25 protein-coding genes, 1 tRNA gene and 1 riboswitch are annotated in these 25,324 nt (G+C 45.1%); of the genes, 12 read left to right on the plus strand and 14 right to left on the minus strand.

From position 1 onward, the window contains the following. Nucleotides 1-117: 117 nt before the first annotated feature. The 10 genes from oppF to moaA all read right to left on the minus strand — a co-directional run bounded on the left by oppF (nt 118) and on the right by moaA (nt 9,109). Nucleotides 118-1,131 carry a murein tripeptide/oligopeptide ABC transporter ATP binding protein OppF gene (gene oppF / locus J8Z23_RS11020; RefSeq protein ID WP_434633504.1) on the minus strand — a complete coding sequence of 338 codons (1,014 nt, stop codon included), beginning with the start codon at nt 1,129-1,131 and terminating at the stop codon, nt 118-120. Continuing rightward, nucleotides 1,110-2,081: an ABC transporter ATP-binding protein gene (locus tag J8Z23_RS11025; RefSeq protein WP_005396641.1), complete on the minus strand. Its 972-nt coding sequence runs from the start codon at nt 2,079-2,081 to the stop codon at nt 1,110-1,112. The genes oppF and J8Z23_RS11025 overlap by 22 nt, the downstream gene beginning before the upstream one ends. Before the next feature lie 27 nt (nt 2,082-2,108). Next, entirely contained in the window at nt 2,109-3,011 is a 903-nt protein-coding gene (oppC, locus tag J8Z23_RS11030; protein ID WP_005396642.1) for an oligopeptide ABC transporter permease OppC, read from the minus strand. 15 nt (nt 3,012-3,026) lie between these two features. Continuing rightward, entirely contained in the window at nt 3,027-3,947 is a 921-nt protein-coding gene (gene oppB / locus J8Z23_RS11035; protein ID WP_006742810.1) for an oligopeptide ABC transporter permease OppB, read from the minus strand. A 128-nt stretch (nt 3,948-4,075) separates the two neighbouring features. Next, the gene (locus J8Z23_RS11040) at nt 4,076-5,752 is read right to left on the minus strand and encodes an ABC transporter substrate-binding protein (RefSeq protein ID WP_048625780.1); all 1,677 of its coding nucleotides are present in this window, start codon (nt 5,750-5,752) and stop codon (nt 4,076-4,078) included. Between the two features lie 532 nt (nt 5,753-6,284). Further along, complete coding sequence (gene moaE, locus J8Z23_RS11045) at nt 6,285-6,740, minus strand: molybdopterin synthase catalytic subunit MoaE (RefSeq protein WP_048625774.1); 456 nt, start codon at nt 6,738-6,740, stop codon at nt 6,285-6,287. 1 nt (nt 6,741) lies between these two features. Further along, the gene (gene moaD, locus J8Z23_RS11050; protein ID WP_005396646.1) at nt 6,742-6,999 is read right to left on the minus strand and encodes a molybdopterin synthase sulfur carrier subunit; all 258 of its coding nucleotides are present in this window, start codon (nt 6,997-6,999) and stop codon (nt 6,742-6,744) included. Then, a complete protein-coding gene (gene moaC / locus J8Z23_RS11055) occupies nt 6,996-7,475 on the minus strand; it encodes a cyclic pyranopterin monophosphate synthase MoaC (RefSeq protein ID WP_005396647.1) in 480 nt (159 codons plus the stop codon). The genes moaD and moaC overlap by 4 nt, the downstream gene beginning before the upstream one ends. Before the next feature lie 26 nt (nt 7,476-7,501). Continuing rightward, entirely contained in the window at nt 7,502-8,014 is a 513-nt protein-coding gene (gene moaB, locus J8Z23_RS11060) for a molybdenum cofactor biosynthesis protein B (protein WP_005396648.1), read from the minus strand. 105 nt (nt 8,015-8,119) lie between these two features. Beyond that, on the minus strand, nt 8,120-9,109 hold the full coding sequence (gene moaA / locus J8Z23_RS11065) for a GTP 3',8-cyclase MoaA (RefSeq protein ID WP_006742808.1): 990 nt from the start codon (nt 9,107-9,109) through the stop codon (nt 8,120-8,122). Then, a riboswitch (molybdenum cofactor riboswitch) is annotated at nt 9,098-9,232 on the minus strand. Its footprint overlaps the gene before it by 12 nt. A gap of 175 nt (nt 9,233-9,407) precedes the next feature. Between moaA and J8Z23_RS11070 the strand changes: the two genes are divergently transcribed. Next, the gene (locus J8Z23_RS11070) at nt 9,408-10,304 is read left to right on the plus strand and encodes a YvcK family protein (RefSeq protein WP_434633508.1); all 897 of its coding nucleotides are present in this window, start codon (nt 9,408-9,410) and stop codon (nt 10,302-10,304) included. Nucleotides 10,305-10,416: 112 nt separating this feature from the next. Here the strand turns inward: J8Z23_RS11070 and luxU are convergent, their stop codons facing one another. From luxU to uvrB, 3 genes are all read right to left on the minus strand, one after another. Then, complete coding sequence (gene luxU, locus J8Z23_RS11075) at nt 10,417-10,761, minus strand: quorum-sensing phosphorelay protein LuxU (RefSeq protein ID WP_012841577.1); 345 nt, start codon at nt 10,759-10,761, stop codon at nt 10,417-10,419. Continuing rightward, entirely contained in the window at nt 10,758-12,164 is a 1,407-nt protein-coding gene (gene luxO, locus J8Z23_RS11080) for a quorum-sensing sigma-54 dependent transcriptional regulator LuxO (RefSeq protein ID WP_005396653.1), read from the minus strand. The genes luxU and luxO overlap by 4 nt, the downstream gene beginning before the upstream one ends. Nucleotides 12,165-12,461: 297 nt before the next feature. Next, the gene (uvrB, locus tag J8Z23_RS11085) at nt 12,462-14,492 is read right to left on the minus strand and encodes an excinuclease ABC subunit UvrB (protein WP_046874402.1); all 2,031 of its coding nucleotides are present in this window, start codon (nt 14,490-14,492) and stop codon (nt 12,462-12,464) included. Nucleotides 14,493-15,051: 559 nt separating this feature from the next. Between uvrB and J8Z23_RS11090 the strand changes: the two genes are divergently transcribed. The 10 genes from J8Z23_RS11090 (at nt 15,052) to J8Z23_RS11135 (ending at nt 23,397) form a co-directional block, all read left to right on the plus strand. Then, a tRNA-Asn gene (locus J8Z23_RS11090) sits at nt 15,052-15,127 on the plus strand. A gap of 328 nt (nt 15,128-15,455) precedes the next feature. Further along, nucleotides 15,456-16,034, plus strand: a complete 579-nt coding sequence (gene rsxA / locus J8Z23_RS11095; protein ID WP_005380762.1) for an electron transport complex subunit RsxA — start codon at nt 15,456-15,458, stop codon at nt 16,032-16,034. 3 nt (nt 16,035-16,037) lie between these two features. Next, nucleotides 16,038-16,634, plus strand: coding sequence for an electron transport complex subunit RsxB (gene rsxB / locus J8Z23_RS11100; protein ID WP_005396655.1), 597 nt, complete (start codon nt 16,038-16,040; stop codon nt 16,632-16,634). Nucleotides 16,635-16,642: 8 nt separating this feature from the next. Next, nucleotides 16,643-19,279, plus strand: a complete 2,637-nt coding sequence (gene rsxC / locus J8Z23_RS11105; protein WP_434633520.1) for an electron transport complex subunit RsxC — start codon at nt 16,643-16,645, stop codon at nt 19,277-19,279. Beyond that, entirely contained in the window at nt 19,279-20,325 is a 1,047-nt protein-coding gene (gene rsxD / locus J8Z23_RS11110; protein ID WP_047010069.1) for an electron transport complex subunit RsxD, read from the plus strand. The genes rsxC and rsxD overlap by 1 nt, the downstream gene beginning before the upstream one ends. A 7-nt stretch (nt 20,326-20,332) precedes the next feature. Beyond that, nucleotides 20,333-20,965 (plus strand): electron transport complex subunit RsxG, encoded by a 633-nt coding sequence (gene rsxG, locus J8Z23_RS11115; protein ID WP_006743364.1) that lies wholly within the window; start codon nt 20,333-20,335, stop codon nt 20,963-20,965. After that, complete coding sequence (locus J8Z23_RS11120) at nt 20,965-21,657, plus strand: electron transport complex subunit E (RefSeq protein WP_394623495.1); 693 nt, start codon at nt 20,965-20,967, stop codon at nt 21,655-21,657. The genes rsxG and J8Z23_RS11120 overlap by 1 nt, the downstream gene beginning before the upstream one ends. A 64-nt stretch (nt 21,658-21,721) precedes the next feature. Continuing rightward, nucleotides 21,722-22,363, plus strand: a complete 642-nt coding sequence (nth, locus tag J8Z23_RS11125) for an endonuclease III (protein WP_005396542.1) — start codon at nt 21,722-21,724, stop codon at nt 22,361-22,363. Nucleotides 22,364-22,395: 32 nt separating this feature from the next. Beyond that, nucleotides 22,396-22,812: a lactoylglutathione lyase gene (gloA, locus tag J8Z23_RS11130; RefSeq protein ID WP_257896850.1), complete on the plus strand. Its 417-nt coding sequence runs from the start codon at nt 22,396-22,398 to the stop codon at nt 22,810-22,812. Nucleotides 22,813-22,962: 150 nt separating this feature from the next. Continuing rightward, nucleotides 22,963-23,397 (plus strand): DUF2753 domain-containing protein, encoded by a 435-nt coding sequence (locus J8Z23_RS11135; RefSeq protein ID WP_005384886.1) that lies wholly within the window; start codon nt 22,963-22,965, stop codon nt 23,395-23,397. 120 nt (nt 23,398-23,517) lie between these two features. Here J8Z23_RS11135 and motY read toward each other — a convergent pair whose 3' ends face one another. Next, nucleotides 23,518-24,399 carry a flagellar protein MotY gene (gene motY, locus J8Z23_RS11140; RefSeq protein ID WP_257896851.1) on the minus strand — a complete coding sequence of 294 codons (882 nt, stop codon included), beginning with the start codon at nt 24,397-24,399 and terminating at the stop codon, nt 23,518-23,520. Between the two features lie 263 nt (nt 24,400-24,662). On the opposite strand from motY, the gene rnt reads away from it, so the two are divergent. Then, entirely contained in the window at nt 24,663-25,307 is a 645-nt protein-coding gene (gene rnt, locus J8Z23_RS11145; protein WP_005396536.1) for a ribonuclease T, read from the plus strand. Nucleotides 25,308-25,324 lie beyond the last annotated feature (17 nt).

Here is a 25,324-nt window from a genome sequence, read left to right on the forward strand (position 1 = left end):
ACAGAAAATCACTGAACTTAGGACATCATGTTCAAGAAATTCGAATGTATAAATCAGATGCATAAAAAAAGCGCGACCCGATGAAGGTGTCGCGCTTAAGCCCGTCACAGGCTGAATTTATACACTAACGTGCAAACAAGATACCGCGTGAACGTCGTTACCTTGAATCGTTGGCTTCGTCTTCGCACACTCTTCGGTTGCTTGTGGGCAACGAGTGCGGAACACACAACCCGATGGTGGGCTGATCGGCGAAGGAAGGTCGCCTTCCAGCATTTGGATTTTCTTACTGCGTTCAATGTTCGGGTCCGGAATCGGAACCGCTGACATCAATGCGCGTGTATATGGGTGCTTAGGATCAGCAAACAGCGCCTCCGCCTCACCGAGCTCGACAGCATTACCCAAGTACATGACCAAAACACGATCTGAGATATGTTTAACCACTGACAAGTCATGCGCAATGAATACCAGAGAAAGGCCTAGTTCTTTTTGAATCTCTTTAAGCAGGTTAACAACCTGAGCTTGAATAGATACATCAAGCGCCGATACGGGTTCATCACAGATGATCATCTTAGGCTTAAGGATAAGCGCACGCGCAATACCGATACGCTGGCACTGACCACCCGAGAACTCGTGCGGATAACGGTTGATCACATTTGGTAGTAGACCCACTTTCGCCATCATCTCTTTAACGCGGTCTTTCACTTCCTGCTTAGACAGTTCTGGGTAGAACGTTTCAAGAGGCTCAGCAATAATGTCGCCAACCGTCATACGTGGGTTAAGAGAAGCCAAAGGATCTTGGAAAATCATTTGGATTTCTTTACGCGTTTCACGACGTTGGACGTCTTTCATCTTAGTTAGATCTTGACCCAACCAAACTACTTCGCCATCCGTCGCTTCAACAAGACCGATGATGGAGCGCGCAAACGTCGATTTACCACAACCTGACTCGCCTACTACACCAAGTGTTTCCCCTTCGTATAGTCGAACGTTCACCCCATCAACCGCTTTTAGGCTTGAAGGCTTTGACCACGGCCATGCCGATTTTGACGCAATGCTGAAGTGAACTTTCAGCTCTGAAATGTCCAGAATTAGCTTTTTATCTACTGCGTTCATTTGTTCCAAGCCTCCCATTCAGAAAAACATGCGCGCTGACGGCCATCACCAAATGGAGTCAGAATTGGCGCTTCACGCTTACAACGATCCATCACTCGGTGACAACGCTCTTGATAAGGGCAGCCCGGTGGTAGACGAAGCAAGTTTGGTGGATTACCAGGAATGGTTGGCAGAATTTCACCTTCCGTATCAAGGCGAGGGATCGCTTTCAACAGACCCTCTGCATAAGGGTGGCTTGGATTATAGAAGATTTCGTTTACGTTGCCGTACTCCATCGTACGACCTGCATACATCACCAACACTTTGTCACACGAACCTGCAACAACACCAAGGTCGTGCGTGATCATGATGATCGCCGTGTTGAACTCGTCTTTAAGCTCATTAAGCAGGTCCATGATCTGTGCTTGAACCGTCACATCAAGTGCTGTTGTTGGCTCATCGGCAATAAGCAGTTTAGGACGACATAACAACGCCATCGCGATCATTACACGTTGACGCATACCGCCTGAAAACTCATGCGGGTACATCGTGATACGCTTACGCGCTTCAGGGATTTTCACCGCTTCCAGCATGCGTACTGATTCTTCAAATGCTTCCGCTTTGCCCATGCCTTTATGCAGCATAAGCACTTCCATCAACTGGTCACTTACCTTCATGTAAGGGTTCAGCGATGTCATTGGGTCTTGGAAGATCATTGCGATCTGTTCAGCGCGAACTTTGTTCAGTTCTTTTTCTGGTAAGTTTAGGATTTCTTTGCCTTCAAACTTTGCGCTACCAGAAATAATACCGTTCTTAGCCAACAGGCCCATGATTGCGAATACGGTTTGAGATTTACCTGATCCCGATTCTCCAACGATACCTAAGGTTTCGCCTTGGTTGAGAGAGAAGTTCAAATCGTTTACTGCGGTTACGATACCATCTTGCGTGGTGAATTCGACGCGCAGATCTTTGACATCTAATAAGCTCATCATTGCTTCCTTAATCTTATCTTTTAATTATCTGTCTTTTGGATCCAGCGCATCGCGCAGGCCGTCACCAACGTAGTTGAAGCAGAATAGCGTCACAACCATGAACACGGCTGGGAATGCCAGCTGCCAGATTGCCACTTCCATTGTCTGTGCACCTTCTTGTAGAAGCGCGCCCCAACTTGTCATCGGTTCCTGAACACCAAGACCAAGGAATGATAGGAATGACTCCGTCAGGATCATGCTCGGGATAAGCAGAGTAGAGTAAACCGCTACGATGCCCAGTACGTTCGGCACGATATGACGAGTGATAATTTTCCAGTTGCTAACACCACACACATGTGCAGCTTCAATGAACTCTTTGCTACGTAAGCTGAGTGTCTGACCACGTACGATACGCGCCATATCTAGCCATGCGATAGCACCAATCGCAACGAAGATCAGCATGATGTTACGACCGAAGAATGTTACCAGTACGATTACCAGGAACATAAACGGTACCGCGTATAAAATTTCTAGAATACGCATCATTACGCGGTCAACTTTACCGCCGATGAAACCAGATGCTGCGCCGTAGAGCGTACCAATCAGTACCGCTACAAATGCGCCCATAACACCCACCATCAACGAAATACGACCCCCAATTAGCGTACGCACGTATAAATCACGGCCTAGGCTGTCAGTACCAAACCAATGGTCAGCATTCGGTGCAACGTGCATCGCGTACCAGTCAGTATCATCAAAGGTGTGCGGTGCGATCATTGGCAGAATAATCACCGCCAACGTCATTAGAACAAGAAGGAATAAGCTCACCATTGCCGCTTTGTTGCGCATAAAACGGATACGAGCATCTTGCCAAAGACTGCGACCTTCAATCTCCAAGTTTTCGGAGAACTTCTCAATCGCTTCTAGGTTTTCTTTTTTCGTTAACATAACCAAACGTCCCTGTTAGTAGCGAATTTTCGGGTCAATCATTGCAAGTAGAATATCTACAATCGCGTTGAATAAAATGAATAGGAAACCAATCAGGATGGTTACACCCATTACTAGCGAGTAGTCACGGTTAAACGCAGCATTAACGAATAGCTTACCAATACCTGGTAGACCAAAAATGGTTTCGATAACAACAGAACCGGTGATGATACCTACGAAAGCAGGCCCCATGTAAGAAACAACAGGGAGAAGTGCCGGCTTAAGAGCGTGCTTGATGATAATGTAACGGTAGCTTAGACCTTTAGCACGAGCCGTACGAATAAAGTTACTGTTTAGGGTTTCGATCATCGAACCACGTGTAATACGAGCGAAGGTTGCAACATACAGTAGTGACATACCAATGACAGGAAGCACTAAATACTGCCAGCTACCATCTTGCCAACCGCCCGCAGGGAAGATATTCCAGTGAAGCGAGAATAGATAGATAAGCGCAGGTGCCAATACAAAAGAAGGCATTACCACGCCGAGCATCGCTGTCGACATGATGGTGTAATCAATCCAAGTATTCTGCTTGAGCGCAGCAATGGTACCGACGGTAACCCCCATAATCAGGGTAAAGATAAAGGCGATGAAGCCCACTTTAGCCGAAACCGGTAAGGCAACCGCGATCAGCTCGTTAACCGAGTAATCAAGGTATTTAAATGACGGTCCGAAATCCCCTTGGATAACATTGGTCAAATACGTGGTGTATTGTTCAAATACAGGTTTATCTAAGCCATATTTAGCTTCGATATTTGCCATTACTTCGGGTGGCAATGGACGCTCTGTCGAGAAAGGGTTTCCCGGTGCAAAGCGCATAAGAAAGAAAGATACGGTGATCAAAACCAACATTGTTGGGATCGCCTCAAATATCCTTTTTGCGATGAATTTAAGCATAAACTCACTCTTTCAGTCTGTGACAGTTAAATTAAAGAAGTCGTCCAATTCTTTTGGACTAAAGATAGGCGCTACATGCAATTTCTCACATGTAGAGCCTCATTTTTATAGTTCTATCGAGTTACGAATTACTCTGTGATGTAGAGATCTTTAGAGTAAATCTTGTCTTCCGCGTTATTGACTGGGAAGCCACCAACTTTCGGTGATAGTAGACGTGATTTCACGTACTGGTAGATAGGTGCGATTGGCATATCTTTTGCCATCAACTTCTCTGCTTCTAGGTAAAGCGCTTGACGCTCTTCGTCAGAAGTTGAAGCAAATGCTTTGTTCATGATTGCATCGTACTCTTTGCTGTCGTAGTGAATACCACCAGTAGTGTTATTACTCATCATCAGCGTTAGGAAAGATGAAGCTTCGTTGTAGTCGCCACACCAACCTGCACGAGCAACCTCAAAGTTGCCAGAATCTTTGGTAGATAGGTAAGTTTTCCACTCTTGGTTTTCTAGCGTAACGTCTAGACCAAGCGTCTTCTTCCACATTGAACCCAGTGCAACCGCAAGTTTCTTGTGGTTCTCTGACGTGTTGTATAGAAGGTTAAATTCAAGAGGGTTGTCTGCGCCGTAACCCGCTTCTTCCAATAGACGCGCCGCTTCAGCGTTACGCTCTTCTTGCGTCATTTTGCCGTATGCAGGGATTTCTGGGTTGAAACCCGCCGTGATTTCAGGCGTTAGGAAATAAGCTGGCTTTTGACCCTGTGCTAGGATCGCATCAGTCACGATATTACGGTCAATCGCATAAGAAATCGCTTTACGTACGCGAACATCATCAAACGGCTTTTTCTTCGTGTTGAAGATGTAGTAGTAAGTACACAAGTTACCCGATACAGACACGTCTTCTGGATGCTCTTGCTTCAAACGCTTGAAGTGCTCTGTAGGCAGTTCATTCGTGAAGTCGATTTCACCTGCTAGGAAGCGGTTCATTTCCGCTACTTGGTTTTCGATTGGTAGGAAAGTAACTTGATCAAGCGTCGTGTTTTCGTTGTCCCAGTATTGTTCGTTACGTTTTAGAACTAAACGCTCGTTTACAACCCAGTTGTCAACAACATAAGCACCGTTACCTACAAAGTTCTCAGGCTTCGTCCATTGATCGCCGAACTTTTCAACGGTTGCTTGGTGAACAGGCTTCACTGTTGTGTGGCCCATCATCATCACAAAGTATGGTACAGCAGTGTCTAGCTCAACCACTAACGTGTGGTCGTCAACCGCTTTAACACCCAACTCACTCTTGTCTTTTTTACCCGCAACAATGTCTTTTGCGTTCTTCATCTTGGTGTATTCCATGTACCAAGCGTATGGAGAAGCGGTTGCTGGGTCGACTGCGCGTTGGAAGCTGTATACAAAATCACCTGCAGTAACAGGATCACCGTTAGACCATTTTGCGTCTTCACGTAGGTGGAAAGTGTACGTTTTGTTGTCTTCAGTTTCCCAAGATTTTGCAACACCAGGGATAGTGTTACCGTCCGCATCTTGGTTTACTAGGCCTTCAAGAAGATCGCGAATCACGTGGGATTCTGGAACACCTTGAGATTTATGAGGGTCTATTGTCGCAACTTCTGTACCGTTACCACGCACCAATTCTTGAACAGCAGCAAGTTTTGGCTCTTTAGAATCAGATTTAGCTTCAGGGGCTGGAGCCGGAGCAGGCTCAGCAGCTTGTTTCTCTGCAGGCTTTTCGCCACAACCAGCTAAAGCGAGAGAAAGACCAGCACCAATAAATAAAGCGCGCGTGATTTTATTCTTATACATGCGTAAAACTCCAAATTTTTTCGTTAGCATCCATGACTTCTTTGTAAGGGCCTGGAACGGTCAGAGTTTTAGATTTTTTTAGTGCGTTTTCTGAGCACAAAAGCCTAAAACCTTACAAAGACTGCGGCACACATTAGCAATCATTGAAGTAATTTGCCATAAAAATGTAGCAAAAAAACCAATAATCCTGACTAAACCACACATATCTAGCAGTAAACTCTAATCAAAAAGTATTCACCAGCCAAATGGAGACCAGAAGCGACATTCCACAGACAAAACTTTCGATTAATCTACATTTAAACCATTTGATAGCATCTTATGCTAGATATTTACATATTATTTAACATTTATGACAAATGAAGTCTAACAAATAATTGTTTATATATTGGGCTAAAAACTTTTATTGTGAAGAATATCACCAGAGCGAGTACGGGTTGTGTTGAAGTCAAATGAGCAGAATTATGAAGATAAGTACAAAAAAAGCTAAGTGCCATTGACACTTAGCTTTTTTCACTAGAATGAGGAGTGGGTTCTATTTTTCCCAACGCTGCGCAGCTTGGTGATCAGTATCGCGCGACTCAATCCAACGATCTTCACTCGTCGTGCGTTCTTTCTTCCAAAATGGTGCTTTGGTTTTCAAGTAGTCCATAATGAACTCGCAAGCATCAAATGCTGCTCCGCGGTGTGCACTTGAAACACCAACAAAGACGATTTGATCACCGCTATCCATATCACCAACGCGATGAATCACGCGTACGCCCAATAATGGCCAACGTGATTCAGCTTGATCGCAAATGTCGCTCAAGCTCTTCTCAGTCATGCCTGGGTAGTGTTCCAAGTGCAAACCAACAACATTATCGCCAAGGTTCATATCTCGAACTTTACCAATGAATGTTACGACAGCACCAGCAGCCGTACCTTCGGATAAACGTTGATATTCGTGATCAACGGAAAAGTCTTCAACTTGTACAGAGACGCGTGGGTCCATCTTAACCTCCGGTTACCGGTGGGAAAAATGCAACTTCATCCCCCGCTTTTACTTCGGTATCAAGTGGGACAATAGATTGATTAACAGCAGCAAGTAGCTTTCCTGGCTCTAAAGCCAAATCCCACTTACCATTTTTATCAGCGCCCTCTTCCACGAGATGTGCGCGAATCGCTTCAACCGTTTCAAATTGATCATCTAATTCGACACTGTCGATACCAATCAGCTCACGAGTCTGAGCAAAAAAAAGTACTTTAATCATGATTCCGCCTTGAAGTGTCCAGATTTTCCACCCGTCTTTTCTAGGAGACGAACTTGACCGATAACCATGTCTTTTTGCACCGCTTTACACATATCGTAAATCGTCAGTGCAGCAACAGAAGCCGCCGTGAGCGCTTCCATTTCTACGCCCGTTTTACCTGCAAGCTTACAAACAGATTCAATACGAACTTTGTTTTCTGACTCAATAGCCTCCAACTGAACTTCGACTTTAGAAAGCAACAGAGGATGACAAAGTGGAATCAAATCCCACGTTTTCTTTGCAGCTTGGATACCAGCAATTCGAGCCGTCGCGAACACATCACCTTTATGATGCTGCCCGGAAACAATCAGTTGCAAGGTTTCTGGGGCCATGTGAACAAATGCTTCTGCACGTGCTTCACGAACCGTTTCTGCTTTTGCAGACACGTCGACCATGTTGGCTTCGCCAGACGCGTTGATATGGGTAAATTGAGTCATTGTTTTTCCTTCGCTTTTAGGAAAGGTTATACAGATAGGTGCGGCATGAAGTTACAAGGGCGATGGCTTGCATCTAACTGCTGCTTGATGATCTTCGTCCAGCCAGTGCGGCACGCGCCAGTTGAACCAGGCATTGCGAAGATAACTGTATGGTTAGCAAAACCTGCAATTGCACGCGATTGGATCGTTGACGTACCAATTTCTTCGTAAGACACCATGCGGAATAATTCACCAAAACCTTCTACTTCTTTATCAAACAGAGGCTTCAGCGCTTCTGGCGTGCTGTCACGTGACGTGAACCCTGTACCACCAGTAATCATGATCGCTTGAACATTGTCGTCCGCAATCCACTGAGAAACAATTGCGCGAATTTTGTACATATCATCAATAACAATTTGCTTATCGACAACATTGTGACCCGCTTCTTGAGCGTGTTCAACAAGGTAGCGACCAGAGGTATCGTTTTCTTCGGTACGAGTGTCAGATACCGTTAGAACGGCAATATTTGCAGGTTGAAATTTGCTTTCAGCGTGACCCATGTGTTCACCTATTCTCTTTTAACTTTGATACGTTTGGTATCGATTCTAGAAAAGCGAGGGAAAGCTAGCCTATAAATAAGCTTTCCCTACAAAATTTGAGTTGATTTAGCCGCCGATAGACGCCAGATGTGGCGTCATACCCGTATTACCATCATGCAAGAAGTGGCTCACCGACTTAGTTTGTAACTGCGCTTGGATGCGTTCAATAAGCTCACTTTCTTGCTCATCACGTTCCAGTAGATCACGCAGTTCTACACCGTGATCTCCAAACAAACACAGATGCAGCTTACCCATCGCAGAGACGCGTAGTCGGTTGCAGCTCTCACAAAAGTCTTTTTCATAAGGCATGATCAGGCCAATTTCACCCTTGTAATCTGGATGAACAAACACTTGCGCGGGGCCGTCATTATGAGAGCGCACTTTAAGCAGCCAACCGTTTGCAATCAACTGATTACGAATTGCTACGCCTGACACATGATGCTTATTGAATAAATCATCCATCTCACCCGTTTGCATCAATTCGATGAAGCGCAGTTGGATTGGACGATCTTTTATCCAGTTAAGAAACGCTGGCAGCTCGTGATGGTTCAGATCTTTCATCAACACCACATTAACTTTGACTTGCTCATAACCGACCTCGAACGCACGTTCGATACCATTCATGACTTCAGTAAACTTATTTTCACCCGTGATTTGATGGAACATGCGCGGATCAAGGCTGTCCACGCTGACGTTGATGTGAGTTAAGCCCGCTTCACGCCAGTCTGCGACTTGCTTTGCCATGCGGTAACCATTGGTCGTAGTTGCAACTTTTTGGATACCAGGCGTCGTCGCCACTGAGTGGATAATGTCGGTAAAATCTTTGCGTAAACTTGGTTCACCGCCAGTGATACGCACTTTTGACGTGCCACAATCAGCAAACGCTTTTACGACCCGTTTGATTTCAGGAAGAGATAAAAAAGACGAGTTTTTATTGCCCGAAGGCTTATAGCCATCAGGAAGGCAATAGGTACATTTGAAATTACATACGTCGGTCACAGACAGACGCAAGTAATAGAACTTACGATGAAATTTGTCTTCGAATTGTTGCGCCACGGAACACCTTTCCAAACACGGGAGGCATGGCCATTTCCAATCATGCCCTTGTGACAGTACGCCACTGGCTCAAAACGCTTATCCTCGGACTTAGCAATAGTGAGCTCGGAGTTATGGCAACCAGAGATATGAAACCTCTGATAGCTTTGCGGTGTAAAATACTTAATATTTGTACTGGAATCCAGACTTGAGTGATAAAAAACTCTCTAGAGACACAATTTACCGCTAAGTGAGTACCTTTCGAGCACTCCTTAAGATAAATTGTAGCCGTTTTTTACAAGATTATTAGAAGAACGTAATGAATATCTACACGGATAAAAAAGTGGTCGCTGTTGGCGGTGGTCATGGCTTAGGTCGAATGTTGGCCGCACTACGGGATTTTGGCGGCAATGCAACTGGCATTGTCGCCACAACAGACAATGGTGGCTCAACAGGAAGAATTCGTCACTGCCAAGGTGGAATCGCCTGGGGCGACACACGGAACTGCATTAATCAGCTGATCACAGAACCGTCGATCAGTTCAATGATGTTTGAATATCGCTTCAAAGGTACTGGCGAGCTTGATGGTCATAACCTCGGTAACTTGATGCTTACGGCGCTCGATAACTTATCGGTCAGACCGTTAGATGCCATCAATCTGATTCGAAACATGTTAAAAGTCGACGTTAACATTCTTCCAATGTCTGAACACCCTTCCGATCTTTCCGCGTTATCCGTGGATGGAAAGTGGGTCACGGGAGAAACGAATGTAGACGAGATGGACACCGATTTACGTCGTCTCGATCTATCACCAGAAGTTCCTGCAACTAAAGAAGCAGTGACTGCACTGGCAGAAGCAGACGCTATTATTCTTGGTCCTGGCAGCTTTTTAACCAGCATCATGCCTCCTTTGCTGTTGCCTGAGCTCGGCAAAGCCATTGCCGCCAATGAGAAAGCAAAAGTCATTTTCGTTGCCAACTTGAGCCCGGAGTACGGCCCAGCCGGACGAATGACCATGGCACAAAAATTAGAATGGAGTGAGCGTGCCTGCCAAGGTAGGAAGATAGACGTGGTTCTAGCAGAGGAAACCGAGCAAGAAGTCTTGAGCCAGTGGAATGTAGTGACGGAATCGTTAGCTTCGTCGAACCGAGATTGGCGTCACGACCGAGATAAACTCAAGCTCGCTATTGAAAGCCAGCTAAGGCTTTCGATTTAAAAAAACGCCCTCTAAAGCTAGGGGATAGCTTCAAGTTTACTCGCTGTCAACAATGAAAAAACCCTTCACGTACGTGAAGGGTTTTGTGTAAGAGCCTCATCAGAACAATGCATTACTGCTGCCAATCACGATAAGCGTCGCGTGTTTCGTGCAAAAGATCGAACATCGTTTTTAACTCGTCTGACTCTTCAGCTAACTCACCTGCTTTGGCTTTTTTATCTATCGACATCGCCAATTGACAAAGACGGTCTGCTCCAAAGCTCGCTGCACTGCTTTTTAACGCGTGACTGATTTCTTTTAGGTAACGCAATCGCTCTGTCCCTTGAAACTGAGATAAATTCTCGATGTAGGTATCCATCTCCCCTAAGAAAATATCGAGTAAAACAGGAACATTATCACTGCCAATCTCCATCGACAGTTCATCAATTTTTTGCTGATTTAATACATTCACACTCATACTTTTTGCCGCTCTTCCTTGCCATTCCAAGCCTGTAACTTGCGGTAAATCGTCGACGGACTGACATCAAGGTATCCCGCCGCTCGGGGGATATTGCCATCACACGCTTCAATCGCTTGCTCTATCGCCATTTTTTCTGTCATCCACAACGGCATAATCTCAGACGCAGTCATCACTTTCGGCTCAATGAATTTCGCCACAGAAGACGGACGGTCAAGCGGTTGATTCAGCGGTGGCGGTAACATATCCAACGTGATTTCTTTACCGTTGTTTAGAACAACGATATTGCGCAGCACGTTTTGTAACTGACGAACGTTGCCTGGCCACTCATAGCTATTAAATCGGTCGATTACATCAGGCGCAAAACGCACGAAGCTTTTTCCTTCTTCGTGCGACATATAGCCTAACAGTGAGTATGCAATTTCAATGACATCTTCACCTCGTTCACGTAAAGGTGGCAAATGCAAAGGAATGACATACAAACGATAGTACAAATCTTCACGGAATCGACCTTCTTGTACCTCTTTCCATGGGTCACGGTTAGTTGCACAAACAAAGCGAACATCCACGCTCTTCATTTTTGAAGAGCCCACTTTTTGGAACGTGCCGGTTTGAATAAATCGTAGCAATTTGGTTTGCAAATCTAAATCCATCTCACACAATTCATCAAGGAAAAGTGTGCCACCATCCGCTAATTCCGCTGCACCCTGACGATCATTTGCTGCACCGGTAAAAGCACCTTTCACGTGACCAAACAGTTCACTCTCAATCAAATCTTTTGGAATTGCAGCACAGTTAATCGCAATAAAAGGCTTGTCACCACGCTTGCTTGCCGCATGGATTGCCTCGGCACATACCTCTTTACCCGTACCACTTTCACCAGTGATGAAGATACTCGCTTTACTGCTCGCTGCTGAATCAATCGTGCGGTAAACCTGTTGCATAGTTTGGCTGCTGCCAATAAAGCCTTGATAACTTTGATTGCCCGGGTTATCAGCCTCGTTTTTTAACTTAGTCGCTTTACGAATCGCATTGTTAACCGTGACACGTAAACGGTCTGCTTCACACGGTTTGATCAAAAAGTCTTGAGAGCCATGACGCATTGCTTCTACCGCGGTATCGATAGAACCGTGAGCGGTCATAAAAATAATAGGTACGTCTGGATGACTCTTTTTTACAGCGTGTAAAACGTCCATCCCCGTCATATCTGGCAGACGAAGATCGAGCAGAATAAGATCTGGAATTCTATGGTTGAGACTTTCAATGGCATCCCTACCTGTACCGACAATATTGATATCTATACCAAGCGGTGTCAGGTATGAGCGGTACAGTGCCGCAACAGATGCGGTATCCTCAACCATTAAAAGGTAACGGGATTTAGGACCTTCAGATTTTTGTTGCATAACCTAGCTAATATTTTGTTGTGTTTTAAACAATAATCGCATTACGCTTTGCATTTTGCAAATAACATTAGCTAAATTATGGGTAAGAGAAAGGATTCAAAAATAATATCAATTATTTAAAAAATGGCATAAACCATGCTGATAGTTTAGTGACCCCTCGGGTCACCTAGCCAACTGACGTTGTTAGTGAACGAGATGTTCACAAAACAAGCCAATAGACCCGACTGCCTATTGGCTTCTTTTTTTTTTTGCAAGCAATCTAAAACTCTTGGCTAAGCTAGATCATTAAGCTTATTTTTAACTATTTGCGATGAACTGCGCTCTTAGTTTTTCAATCTCGTCACGCTTTTGCGCCGCCAATTCAAACTCTAAATCTTGCGCGTGCTGATACATTGCCGCCTCAAGTCGACTGATTTCTTTTTCCAACTGTTGAGGAGACATGACCTCGTATATTTGCGAAGGCTCCGCCACTTTCGACAACGGTACCTGTTTAGTATTACGCTGACGTTTAGACTTGGTAATATCGCCCAATTCCATAATATCTTTGATATTTCGTTTGAGCGCTTGCGGCGAAATGCCCATTTCTTCATTGTACGCTTTCTGCTTCTCGCGGCGGCGGTTAGTTTCATCCATCGCCTTTTTCATGGAGTTGGTGATTCGGTCAGCATACAAGATCGCCTTACCTTCAAGATTTCGCGCAGCACGACCAATGGTCTGAATCAGTGAACGCTCGGAGCGCAAGAAGCCCTCTTTATCTGCATCCAATATTGCAACCAGCGAAACTTCAGGCATGTCCAAGCCTTCTCGTAGCAAGTTAATTCCCACCAGCACGTCAAACTCGCCAAGACGAAGATCGCGGATGATCTCCACACGTTCTACGGTATCAATATCTGAGTGTAAGTAACGTACCCTAACATCATGTTCGTGCAAGTACTCGGTGAGATCTTCGGCCATTCGTTTGGTCAATGTTGTCACTAGAACTCGCTCATCTTTAGCAGAACGGAGGCGAATTTCAGACAACAAGTCGTCCACTTGGGTCGCCACTGGGCGAACTTCCAATTCTGGGTCAAGCAAGCCTGTTGGACGAACAACTTGATCCGCCACGTCGCCTGAAGATTTTTCTAGTTCATAATTTCCTGGCGTCGCAGAGACAAAAATCGTCTGCGGTGCTAACGCTTCAAACTCTTCAAACTTGAGCGGACGATTATCCAACGCAGAAGGTAAGCGAAAACCAAACTCCACCAGCGTTTCTTTACGAGAGCGGTCACCTTTATACATGGCACCAATCTGCGGCACCGTCACGTGAGATTCATCGATGATCAACAAACCGTCATGAGGCAAGTAATCAAACAATGTCGGTGGCGGCTCGCCTTCCGAGCGTCCGCTGAGATAGCGAGAATAGTTTTCGATACCTGAGCAAAAACCTAACTCATTCATCATCTCGATATCGAATTGAGTCCGCTGGCTAATACGCTGTTCTTCCAGTAGCTTGTTGTTGTCTAGAAGCTGTTTTTTGCGTACTTCTAATTCAACCTTAATATTTTCAATCGCTTCAAGAATACGATCTCTTGGTGTCACGTAGTGCGTCTTAGGATAAATGGTGTAGCGTGGTAAATCTCGCTGTTTCACCACACCAGTCAATGGATCAAAAACACTGATGCAGTCAATTTCATCATCAAACATTTCGACACGAACTGCGTCTTGGTCAGATTCCGCTGGAAAGATATCAATCACTTCGCCACGAACCCGAAACTGTCCTCGCTCAAATGCCACGTCATTTCTCGAATATTGTAGCTCTGCCAAACGTCGTAGCATGTCCCGTTGATCAATCACGTCACCACGACGTAAATGCAACATCATTTGCAAGTAAGATTCTGGGTCACCCAAACCATAGATAGCAGAAACAGACGCAACGATAATCGCGTCTTTACGTTCCAATAGTGCTTTCGTTGCGGAAAGGCGCATTTGCTCTATGTGAGCGTTAACTGATGCGTCTTTTTCAATGAAAGTATCCGTCGTCGGGACATAAGCTTCAGGCTGGTAGTAATCGTAGTAGGAAACAAAGTATTCCACCGCATTATTGGGAAAGAATGATTTCATCTCGCCATATAATTGCGCTGCGAGCGTTTTGTTTGGAGCAAGTAATATTGCAGGTCTCTGGGCTTGAGCGATAACATTCGCTAGTGTGAACGTTTTACCCGATCCCGTTACCCCCAATAGTGTTTGATGTGCCAGTCCAGCATCGAGCCCCTCAAGCAGCTGCTTGATCGCTCCCGGCTGGTCACCCGATGGCTGATAATCGGAGACCAATTCATAGACTTTACTCATACCCTTCCTCAACTTTACTGCGCTTTGGCTGTATATATATACACCTTAGCCAATGAAATCTACGTCTATTGAAAATTTACCCACCATTGTTAATAAATTTTCTTGTTTGTCTAGAATGCTATAGCCATACAAAACCTACTCTGATATAGTACTTCGCCCTAGCTGAAGAGCCACACCCATTCTTCACATTGCAGTTTCCACAACTTTTCCCCAAAAATTGGCCTAAACAGTCTTTATCCCCAAAAGCTAGATTTTTATCCACCTTGAATACATTTTGCTTAATATCAATAAATCTATGTTTTAATTGCATATTCTCTGTATAACCCTGATTAAAAATTCACTAAACAAAAACCAGGTTGCATATAAAAGATCTTTACTCAGATCTCATCAACATAGTTATCCACAAAATTAGTGGATAAGTAACCTCACCCCTTTACTGACAAGCAGTACAGAAAAGTAAAGCCCTTCCCCCAATATTTTTTGCTAAAAATGTATTTTTTTACTGTTGACAGTAGTTTGGCTGCTCGGTAAGATTCGTTCCGCTTTCAAGCAAAGCAATTCCTCCTTAGCTCAGTTGGTAGAGCGACGGACTGTTAATCCGCAGGTCGCTGGTTCGAGCCCAGCAGGAGGAGCCAAATTCCAGAAAAGTCGTGTCGCAAGACACGGCTTTTTTCGTTTTGAAATCAAAAATTTCTTTCACCATCAATATCTCAAGTGACGACTTAAAATTACTCGCTAAGTGTAATTCCCACCTTCTGAGCAAAAGATTCTTTGAGGAAAGACAGCACCAGCGTCTTTGTAAAATCCATTCAGCAAGCTGTTCAATTTCTTATTGATTCATCAAAATACCTCACATAGACGACTATTTTTCCATCGTGTATGTAAAACCACATCGTTCACTGGTTGTTATTGGTGTCACAAAACACGATAATATCAAGATCGGATTTTAAGAACGTAATAACTATGACCGAATATGTTTTGTTGTTGGTCGGCACTGTGCTGGTGAACAACTTTGTACTGGTGAAGTTTTTGGGCCTATGTCCTTTTATGGGTGTGTCCAAAAAACTGGAAACAGCAATAGGTATGGGCTTAGCGACAACTTTTGTGCTAACGCTCGCGTCAGTGTGTGCGTATTTAGTGGAAAGCTACATTCTTCGTCCACTGGGTATTGAGTACCTTCGAACCATGAGTTTTATTTTGGTGATAGCCGTTGTGGTGCAGTTCACCGAAATGGTTGTGCACAAAACAAGTCCAACACTTTATCGCTTGCTTGGTATTTTCTTACCGTTGATCACTACAAACTGCGCGGTATTAGGCGTCGCGCTTCTTAATATTAATGAGAACCATAACTTTATCGAATCGATTATCTACGGCTTCGGCGCCGCTGTTGGTTTCTCATTGGTGTTGATACTTTTTGCATCCATGCGTGAGCGCATAGCTGCCGCCGACGTACCAGTGCCTTTTAAAGGTGCATCGATTGCAATGATTACAGCGGGTTTAATGTCACTAGCCTTTATGGGCTTTACAGGTTTGGTGAAGTAAACAATGAGTACGATTTTAATTGCGATCATCGCGTTAGCGGTTCTTGCTGCGATTTTCGGCGCGATACTTGGTTTTGCTTCTATTCGCTTCAAAGTCGAGGCAGACCCAATTGTGGATCAAATCGACGCAATCTTACCTCAAACTCAATGCGGTCAATGTGGCTACCCTGGTTGCCGCCCTTATGCTGAAGCGATTGCAAATGGCGACCACATCAACAAATGTCCGCCAGGCGGTCAGGCAACCATCGAAAAGCTCGCCGACTTAATGGGTGTTGAGCCAGAAGAATCTGCGCACGATCTCGACAGCAAAATTCCAACCGTTGCATTTATCCACGAAGATATGTGCATTGGCTGTACTAAGTGTATTCAAGCGTGTCCAGTGGATGCAATTGTAGGCGGTACAAAAGCGGTCCATACCGTAATTAAAGACGAATGTACGGGGTGTGACTTATGTGTTGCACCATGTCCAACTGATTGTATTGAAATGATTCCTGTGGCAACCACCACGGAAAGCTGGAAGTGGCAACTTAACTCCATTCCAGTACTCAACATTACGGATGCTGCCGACGATGCAGCGAACGTGAAAGATTCAATTAAGTAAGGTTTCGCATGTTGTCTTTGATTGAACAAATTCGTACAGGCTCGCTTTGGGATTTCCCTGGTGGTGTGCATCCGGCAGAAAACAAAAAGCAGTCCAACAAAACTGAGCTCGTTCACGCGGCTATCCCATCAGAAATTGTATTACCCCTAAAACAGCACATTGGTAAGGCTGGTAACTTATTGGTTGCCGAAGGTGACCACGTATTAAAAGGTCAGCCATTAACGCAATCCGAAACTGGTTTTACCGTTCCAGTGCATGCTCCTACATCGGGTACGATCACCGCAATTGAGCCTAGAACCGTTGCTCACCCTTCAGGTCTGAGTGAACTCTGTGCGGTCATTACCCCTGATGGTAACGATACATGGTGTGACAGAAAACCCGTCGCGGATTACAAACAAGAAACACCTGACGCACTGATCGATATTATTCGTCTCGCAGGCATTTCAGGTATGGGTGGCGCAGGTTTCCCTACCGCAAAAAAAATCCAATCAGGTTTTGCTCGCACAGAGATTCTTATCGTCAACGCAGCTGAGTGTGAGCCATACATCACATCAGATGACAAGCTCATGCAAGAGCATGCCGAAGAGCTCATCCAAGGTATCGAGATTGTCGAACATATCCTGACACCAAAGCTCACGATTATTGGTATTGAAGATAACAAACCAGAGGCAATTAAAGCGTTAGAAGCTGCGGCTCTAAACAAAGATGTCGTCATTCGCGTTATCCCGACTAAATACCCTTCTGGTGGTGAAAAACAGCTGATCAAAATTTTGACCAATAAAGAAGTACCAAGCGGCGCAATTCCAGCCGATATTGGTATTTTGGTTCAAAATGTCGGTTCTCTTTACTCAATCAAACGCGCAATCATCGATGGTGAACCGATGATAAAACGCGTGGTGACTCTCACCGGTAAAACATTCAAACAACCACGCAATGTTTGGGCATTATTAGGTACACCAGTACAGGCGTTATTGGATGAGTTTGGCTATAAAGCCGATAAGAAGTTACAACGTTTAATCATGGGTGGACCAATGATGGGCTTCACCCTTCCCCACTCTCAAGTGCCGATTACCAAGACAGCAAACTGTATCCTTGCCCCGACTCGTCGTGAGATCTCTCCACACCAACATGAGATGGAATGTATTCGCTGTAGCCAATGTGCTGAAGCTTGCCCTGCTTCACTGCTACCTCAGCAACTGCAATGGCATGCAAAAGCTGAAGAGTATGACAAACTCGAAGAACTAAACTTAAAGGATTGTATCGAGTGCGGTGCTTGCGCGTTTGTGTGTCCAAGTGAAATTCCTCTCGTACAGTACTACCGCCAAGCAAAAGCGGAAATTCGCACCAGAGCACAAGAAGCGGAAGCTGCGGAGCGAGCGAAGCTGCGTTTTGAAGAGAAGAAAGCGCGTATGGAGCGCGAAAAAGCAGAACGTGAAAATCGCTTTAAGAAAGCAGCCGATCAGCGCCGTAAAGACATGAAATCTTCTGGTGGTGATGATGCGATTGCAGCAGCGATCGCACGAGTGAAAGCTCAGAAGACAGAAACAACTGAAAAAGCAGAGCCAGCCGTTAAACCTGCCGTCGCTGCAGCCATTGCCAAAGCGAAAGCAAAACAAGCCGCAGCTGCTAAAGCAGGCTCTAGTGAACCTGATAACTCAGAAATGGCAAAACTGCGCGAAGAACGCAAACGTCTAGCCCGCGAACGTAAAGCACAAAAAGAACAAGGCGAAACGCCAGACAACAACGCTGATGATAAGAAATCGGCAGTTGCAGCAGCCATCGCCCGAGCTAAAGCGAAAAAAGCTCAACAAGAAGAATCAACCGAAACAATAGAAGCTCAAGCATCTGCTGAGAAAACCGAAGATCCGAAGAAAGCCGCCGTTGCTGCTGCCATTGCGCGTGCCAAAGCGCGTAAAGCGAAACAAGCAGACTCAACTGAAACCGAAGAAGCTGAAACGCCTACTGAGAAAACCGACGATCCGAAGAAAGCCGCCGTTGCTGCTGCCATTGCACGCGCTAAGGCCCGAAAAGCGAAACAAGCAGACTCAACTGAAACCGAAGAAGCTGAAGCGCCCGCTGAGCAAACCGACGATCCGAAAAAAGCCGCGGTTGCTGCTGCCATTGCACGCGCTAAGGCCCGAAAAGCGAAACAAGCAGACTCAGCTGAAACGGTAGAAGCTGAAGCGCCTGATGAACAAACTGAAGATCCGAAGAAAGCCGCGGTTGCTGCTGCCATTGCACGCGCTAAGGCCCGAAAAGCGAAACAAGCAGACTCAACTGAAACCGAAGAAGCTGAAGCGCCTACTGAGCAAGCTGCAGACCCGAAAAAAGCCGCGGTTGCTGCTGCCATTGCGCGTGCCAAAGCGCGTAAAGCTAAGCAAGAAGAACCAGCCGAAACGGTAGAAGCTGAAACGCCTGCTGAACAAGCTGAAGATCCGAAAAAAGCGGCTGTCGCTGCGGCTATTGCGCGTGCCAAAGCGCGTAAAGCTAAGCAAGAAGAACAAGCCGAAACGGTAGAAGCTGAAACGCCTGCTGAACAAACTGAAGATCCGAAAAAAGCGGCTGTCGCTGCTGCTATTGCGCGCGCGAAAGCTCGCAAAGCGCAGCAAGAAGCTAATAAAAATAATACTGAGGAGAACGAGTAGTGTCGTTTTTTATTGCCAGTTCACCGCATACCCACAGCCGTCGTAGTACACCTGACTTAATGAAATGGGTGGCACTTTGTGCTCTCCCAGGTTTAGCGGCTCAGACCTACTTCTTTGGGTGGGGAACGCTTATTCAGCTGATTTTTGCCATCGCAGTCGCTGTATCACTTGAAGCCTTAGTTATGGTCTTCCGTAAACGTTCGCCGATGCGAGCACTACGTGATAACAGTGCGATCGTTACTGCTTGGTTATTAGCCGTTGCTATTCCACCATGGTCTCCGTGGTGGATTATGGTGATCGGACTTATTTTCGCGATCGTAATTGCTAAACACCTATATGGTGGCCTTGGTCAAAACTTATTCAATCCTGCCATGGTCGCTTATGTGGTCTTGTTGATCTCATTCCCAGTGCAAATGACGAGTTGGAGTGCCCCGACGTCACTCATACCTGATCACGTAAATTTTGCAGATACACTCTCTTTAATTTTTACGGGCTATGATTACGACGGCTTATCGCTTCAGCAAGTTCGAACGGGGGTTGACGGTGTGACAATGGCGACGCCACTTGATGCATTTAAGACCGGCATTCATACAGGTGCAACCCCAAGCGAAGTACTGTCGCAGCCAATATTCGATGGATTAGCTGGCATTGGTTGGCAATGGGTAAATCTTGCCTACTTACTTGGTGGTTTAGTGATGATCAAAAAACGCATCATCCAATGGTATATCCCCGTAGGTTTCCTAGCGAGCCTGACGCTATTTAGCGTCGTGTTCAGCTTGCTGACCCCAGGGGAAACTGCGTCGCCAATCTTCCACTTGTTATCAGGTGCAACCATGCTTGGCGCATTCTTTATTGCAACCGATCCCGTGTCGGCGTCTACCACCGTTAAAGGACGTTTGATCTTTGGCGCGCTTATTGGTGCTTTGGTCTTTATCATTCGCAGTTGGGGCGGCTTCCCTGATGGTGTTGCATTCGCAGTGTTACTTGCAAATATGTGTGTGCCACTGATCGATTACTACACCAAACCTAGAACTTACGGTCACTGAGGTAAACATGTTAACCGCTATTAGAAAAAATGGTCTGACACTTGCGATCTTTGCCTGTGCAACAACCGGATTAGTCGCCTTTACTCAGTACCTAACAAAAGACCAAATCAAGATACAAGAACAACAACAATTGCTTTCTGTTTTGAATCAAGTCATTCCAGAAAACATGCATGACAACGCACTCACGCAAGCCTGCACTATGGTCACGTCACCAGAACTGGGGACATTGCGTGCGATGCCAGCCTACCTCGCCACGAAGAATGGTGAACCGACAGCAATCGCAATAGAATCCATCGCGCCAGATGGCTACAATGGTGAGATAAAAGTTATTACTGGGATTGACAATCAGGGCAATATTTTGGGGACACGCGTCTTAAGCCATCAAGAAACACCTGGCCTGGGCGACAAAATTGATCTTCGTGTCACCGACTGGATCCTGAGCTTTACGGGCAAACAAGTCACGGAAAGTAACTGGAACTCATGGAAAGTTCGTAAAGATGGTGGTGATTTCGATCAATTTACTGGTGCAACGATCACGCCTAGAGCCGTCGTAAAAGTGGTGCGAAATACCGTTAACTACGTAAACCAGTCTCGTGAAGACATTCTTAGCCAGCCTTTGGGCTGTGAAGGAGAGCAGTAATGAGTGAAAATAAATTGCTGATGAAAAACGGTATGTGGAGCAATAACCCTGCTCTCGTACAACTGCTGGGCTTATGTCCACTGTTAGCGGTTTCTTCCACGATCACCAATGCCTTAGGTCTTGGTATTGCAACCTTATTAGTGCTGGTCGGCTCCAACGTCACGGTTTCTCTTATTCGTAATTACGTACCAAAAGAGATCCGCATTCCTGTGTTCGTGATGATCATTGCCTCTCTCGTTACCTGTGTTCAGTTATTGATGAATGCCTATGCGTATGGTTTATACCTGTCTCTTGGTATCTTTATTCCTCTGATTGTAACGAACTGCATCATTATTGGTCGAGCTGAAGCATATGCTTCAAAAAATGATGTTGCGCCTGCAGCATTAGACGGTTTATGGATGGGGCTTGGTATGACAAGCGTTTTGGTCGTGCTAGGTGCCATGCGTGAGTTAATTGGTAATGGCACGCTATTCGACGGGGCAGATCTGCTATTAGGAGACTGGGCATCCGCTCTCCGCATTCAAATTTTCCAATTTGACAACAGCTTTCTGCTAGCGCTTCTTCCACCCGGTGCATTTATCGGTGTTGGTCTGTTGATAGCGCTTAAAAATGTCATCGATAATTCAGTCCAGGCACGTCAACCAAAAGAAGAAAAACCAACCATAGAACGTGCTCGCGTCACCAACGCATAACAAAATAAGGCTCTGTCATAGGAGCCTTTTTCATAAACCGCAGAGACGGTATTGGAAGTCAGCAATGAACAAAATAAAAAGAATCGAAATTCTTGAGCGATTACGAGAAAACAATCCGAATCCTCAAACTGAGCTTAACTGGAGCTCCCCTTTTGAACTGCTAATCGCGGTATTACTATCAGCGCAAGCAACCGATGTAAGTGTCAATAAAGCCACCGACAAGCTTTTCCCTGTCGCTAATACACCGAAAAGTATTCTCGATTTGGGAGTTGATGGCTTAAAAGAATACATAAAGACCATCGGTTTATTTAACTCAAAAGCAGAAAACACTATCAAGACTTGTAAGATCTTGTTGGAAAAACACAATGGTGAAGTTCCTGAAGATCGTGCAGCGTTAGAAGCGCTACCAGGCGTAGGTCGCAAGACCGCAAACGTCGTGCTCAACACCGCTTTTGGTTGGCCAACCATTGCCGTCGATACGCACATTTATCGCGTGTCGAATCGTACTAAGTTTGCAATGGGCAAAACGGTTGATGATGTCGAGCAAAAGCTATTAAAAGTTGTGCCAAAAGAGTTCAAACTCGATGTGCACCACTGGCTCATTCTTCATGGCCGCTACACGTGCTTGGCGAGAAAGCCTCGCTGCGGTAGCTGCATTATTGAAGATTTGTGCGAATATAAAGAGAAAGTATATCCAGATAGCTAACGCTATTTGAAAATCAAAGCTAGGAGCAAAAAATGTCAAATGGTCGAATTCTCCACACTATGCTTCGCGTAGGTGATCTAGACAAATCCATCAAGTTTTACACTGAAGTTATGGGCATGCAGTTGCTTCGTACGAACGAGAATAAAGAGTACGAATACACACTGGCGTTTCTTGGCTACGGTGACGAATCCCAAGGTGCTGTGATCGAGCTAACTTACAACTGGGGTAAAACTGGATATGACCTAGGTACTGCTTTTGGTCATATCGCCATTGGTGTTGATGATATCTACACAACTTGCGACGCTATCAAAGCGGCGGGTGGTAATGTGACGCGTGAACCAGGTCCAGTAAAAGGCGGAAGCACGCACATTGCATTCGTAAAAGACCCAGATGGTTATATGATTGAGCTTATCCAAAACAAGCAAGCTTCAGCAGGTCTTGAAGGCTAAGCGGCACTTCTAATAATCACTTGTACTGCAAGTTGAACATCGATTACAGGCAGGTCTGCGATCTGCCTGTTCTTTTATAAACAAAACACTTTACTTGATAATAATTATCGTTTAGATTTATTCGCAACTTCGATATGCGGGATTACGATAATGATCAGTGAATGGGAAAAACACACACTTCTAGCCGATACGGCACTTCAACTAGATGACCCTGTTCGCAGCATTCTTCATTACCAGCAAGCCCTAAGCCTGAGTGAAGATATTAGCGAATGTGTGGAAATTGAAGCAGACGAGCGATTATTAATTTCTGTGATTTCTTGTCATAACTTAGCTCAGTTCTGGCGTTGGGCCGGAGACACTGACTATGAACTCAAATACCTTCAGCTGGCTTCAGAGAAAGTCTTAACACTCATCCCACAATGCCCAAATAAAGAATGTGCAAGCTTTATCGACTCAATAGGATGTTGCACTAAAGCATTAATAGACTTCATGAAACGTCATCCTAATCCGGCTATTGCCAAACAGGTTGAAAAAATAGATACCGCAACCAATTGCGAAGTCATTGCCAAATTCCGATTAAACTAACATCCAAATTATACAGCCGGAATCACCGAAAGGTACTTGGCAAAATCCCATTAAAATATTATTAACAACGTCAGTAAATCAAAAACGCCGAAGCTTTGAGCTTCGGCGTTTTTATATGCATTAGACTTGGGTTCGCCCTAGAGATATTACGACTCGGCGGTTTTTGTCTTTTCCTATTGGTGAGCCATTATCTGCAATAGGACGACGCTTGCCGTACCCTTGCACTTGAATTCGATCTTCCGGTAGCCCTAGAGACTGAAAATAATCACGAAGTGACTCTGCACGTCGCTCAGACAAACTTTGGCTCGCACTTTTGCCATCGGTTGAATCGGTGTACGTCGCCACCAGCACGAGATCGATATCTTGATTATGTCGGATATAATCTGCAATTTGTGATAAACGCTTTTTGGAAGCCTTGGTTAACTGATCGCCTTGTCTTTCGTAGTGCAAAATCGTAAAGGCAATGTCTTCAAAACTGTATTTCAATAAATTGGAAATACAGTCGCTAAACGCGTTGTACTTATTTTGAAACAGCACGGATGACAATGCGACTTCAATTCTCTGATCTCGGCTCTGCCAATCCTGATAACTAAAGGTCGGATAACGCCCTTTTTCCAGCTCAGACAAAATGCCCCATGCTGTTTGCCCTCCGACATAACCATCAAACTGTTTAAAAAACTTTAGGTTTGTAATTCGATCGGCGTGTTCACCTGGTCGCCAAGGTGGCGGCATAGAGATGAGACTGACGTTACGTGTTTCTCCCATCGGACGGCGCATTTTTAACTTAAAGTCTAAATTGATTTTTTTATTCGCACGAGATGAAAATACCGCATCTCCAAAACTTGGAATCGGGTGAACAAGTTGGCATTCTAACGGTGTGTTGACCACCATTTCCCATTGAGATTGCTGTGGAGTGGCAACATAACGTTTGCCCATCACAGCAAAACTGCTTGTGCTAAACAACGAAAATACAACGCCACTAGTAATCAGCCATTTCTTCATCTAAGTACTGTCTCTTAAACGGCAGTCTGTTGCCGTCAATTTGAATCAATAAAACCACTTCACCTGGCATGCAAAAACCTCGCCAACGTGCGAAATATCGTGATATTACGATTAACGTTAATCATGGTAACTCAATCACCCGAAATGCGATCGAGCGTATTGATGAGATGCAAAATAGAATTCCGTTTTTCTCCTAAATTGCGGTTTTTCTCGTCGGTATAATCTGCAATAATGCAGCCTTCGTCACACAAAAATAAGCCGACATGACAATAGAAAATGAAGCTCTGACCTTGAAAAAACGCTTTCGTGGTTATTTCCCTGTGGTAGTAGACGTTGAGACCGCAGGTTTCAATGCTCAAACTGATGCACTTTTAGAAATTTGCGCCGTTACGTTAAAAATGGACGAAGATGGCGTGTTGCATCCGGCCTCCACCATTCATTTTCATGTTGAGCCATTTGAGGGCGCTAACTTAGAAAAAGAAGCGCTAGAATTCAATGGTATTCGTGACCCATATAGCCCTCTTCGTGGTGCAGTTTCTGAGCAAGAAGCGTTAAAAGAGATTTATAAACTTATTCGCAAAGAACAAAAAGCCGCAGATTGCTCGCGCGCAATTATGGTTGCCCATAACGCAGCATTCGACTTAGGTTTTGTAAATGCAGCCAATGAGCGCTGTAAACTAAAAAGAGTCCCTTTTCATCCCTTTGCTACTTTTGACACGGCAACATTGAGTGGCCTTGCTTATGGTCAAACGGTTCTCGCGAAAGCATGCAAAACGGCCGGGATGGAATTCGATAATCGTGAAGCACACTCAGCGCTTTACGATACACAAAAAACAGCAGAATTATTCTGCGGCATTGTCAACAAATGGAAGGCCCTCGGCGGTTGGCCGCTTGCTGACGAAGAATAATAAGTAAACACAACATA

This window comes from Vibrio sp. SCSIO 43086 (assembly GCF_051132235.1).
Taxonomy (GTDB): Bacteria; Pseudomonadota; Gammaproteobacteria; order Enterobacterales; family Vibrionaceae; genus Vibrio; species Vibrio diabolicus.

Coding starts and splice junctions, on each gene's coding strand:
- oppF (WP_434633504.1), bottom strand. CDS start 1,131: ATGGGAGGCTTGGAACAAATGAACGCAGTAGATAAAAAGCTAATTCTG.
- J8Z23_RS11025 (WP_005396641.1), bottom strand. CDS start 2,081: ATGAGCTTATTAGATGTCAAAGATCTGCGCGTCGAATTCACCACGCAA.
- oppC (WP_005396642.1), bottom strand. CDS start 3,011: ATGTTAACGAAAAAAGAAAACCTAGAAGCGATTGAGAAGTTCTCCGAA.
- oppB (WP_006742810.1), bottom strand. CDS start 3,947: ATGCTTAAATTCATCGCAAAAAGGATATTTGAGGCGATCCCAACAATG.
- J8Z23_RS11040 (WP_048625780.1), bottom strand. CDS start 5,752: ATGTATAAGAATAAAATCACGCGCGCTTTATTTATTGGTGCTGGTCTT.
- moaE (WP_048625774.1), bottom strand. CDS start 6,740: ATGGACCCACGCGTCTCTGTACAAGTTGAAGACTTTTCCGTTGATCAC.
- moaD (WP_005396646.1), bottom strand. CDS start 6,999: ATGATTAAAGTACTTTTTTTTGCTCAGACTCGTGAGCTGATTGGTATC.
- moaC (WP_005396647.1), bottom strand. CDS start 7,475: ATGACTCAATTTACCCATATCAACGCGTCTGGCGAAGCCAACATGGTC.
- moaB (WP_005396648.1), bottom strand. CDS start 8,014: ATGGGTCACGCTGAAAGCAAATTTCAACCTGCAAATATTGCCGTTCTA.
- J8Z23_RS11070 (WP_434633508.1), top strand. CDS start 9,408: ATGAATATCTACACGGATAAAAAAGTGGTCGCTGTTGGCGGTGGTCAT.
- luxU (WP_012841577.1), bottom strand. CDS start 10,761: ATGAGTGTGAATGTATTAAATCAGCAAAAAATTGATGAACTGTCGATG.
- luxO (WP_005396653.1), bottom strand. CDS start 12,164: ATGCAACAAAAATCTGAAGGTCCTAAATCCCGTTACCTTTTAATGGTT.
- uvrB (WP_046874402.1), bottom strand. CDS start 14,492: ATGAGTAAAGTCTATGAATTGGTCTCCGATTATCAGCCATCGGGTGAC.
- rsxA (WP_005380762.1), top strand. CDS start 15,456: ATGACCGAATATGTTTTGTTGTTGGTCGGCACTGTGCTGGTGAACAAC.
- rsxB (WP_005396655.1), top strand. CDS start 16,038: ATGAGTACGATTTTAATTGCGATCATCGCGTTAGCGGTTCTTGCTGCG.
- rsxC (WP_434633520.1), top strand. CDS start 16,643: ATGTTGTCTTTGATTGAACAAATTCGTACAGGCTCGCTTTGGGATTTC.
- rsxG (WP_006743364.1), top strand. CDS start 20,333: ATGTTAACCGCTATTAGAAAAAATGGTCTGACACTTGCGATCTTTGCC.
- J8Z23_RS11120 (WP_394623495.1), top strand. CDS start 20,965: ATGAGTGAAAATAAATTGCTGATGAAAAACGGTATGTGGAGCAATAAC.
- nth (WP_005396542.1), top strand. CDS start 21,722: ATGAACAAAATAAAAAGAATCGAAATTCTTGAGCGATTACGAGAAAAC.
- gloA (WP_257896850.1), top strand. CDS start 22,396: ATGTCAAATGGTCGAATTCTCCACACTATGCTTCGCGTAGGTGATCTA.
- J8Z23_RS11135 (WP_005384886.1), top strand. CDS start 22,963: ATGATCAGTGAATGGGAAAAACACACACTTCTAGCCGATACGGCACTT.
- motY (WP_257896851.1), bottom strand. CDS start 24,399: ATGAAGAAATGGCTGATTACTAGTGGCGTTGTATTTTCGTTGTTTAGC.
- rnt (WP_005396536.1), top strand. CDS start 24,663: ATGACAATAGAAAATGAAGCTCTGACCTTGAAAAAACGCTTTCGTGGT.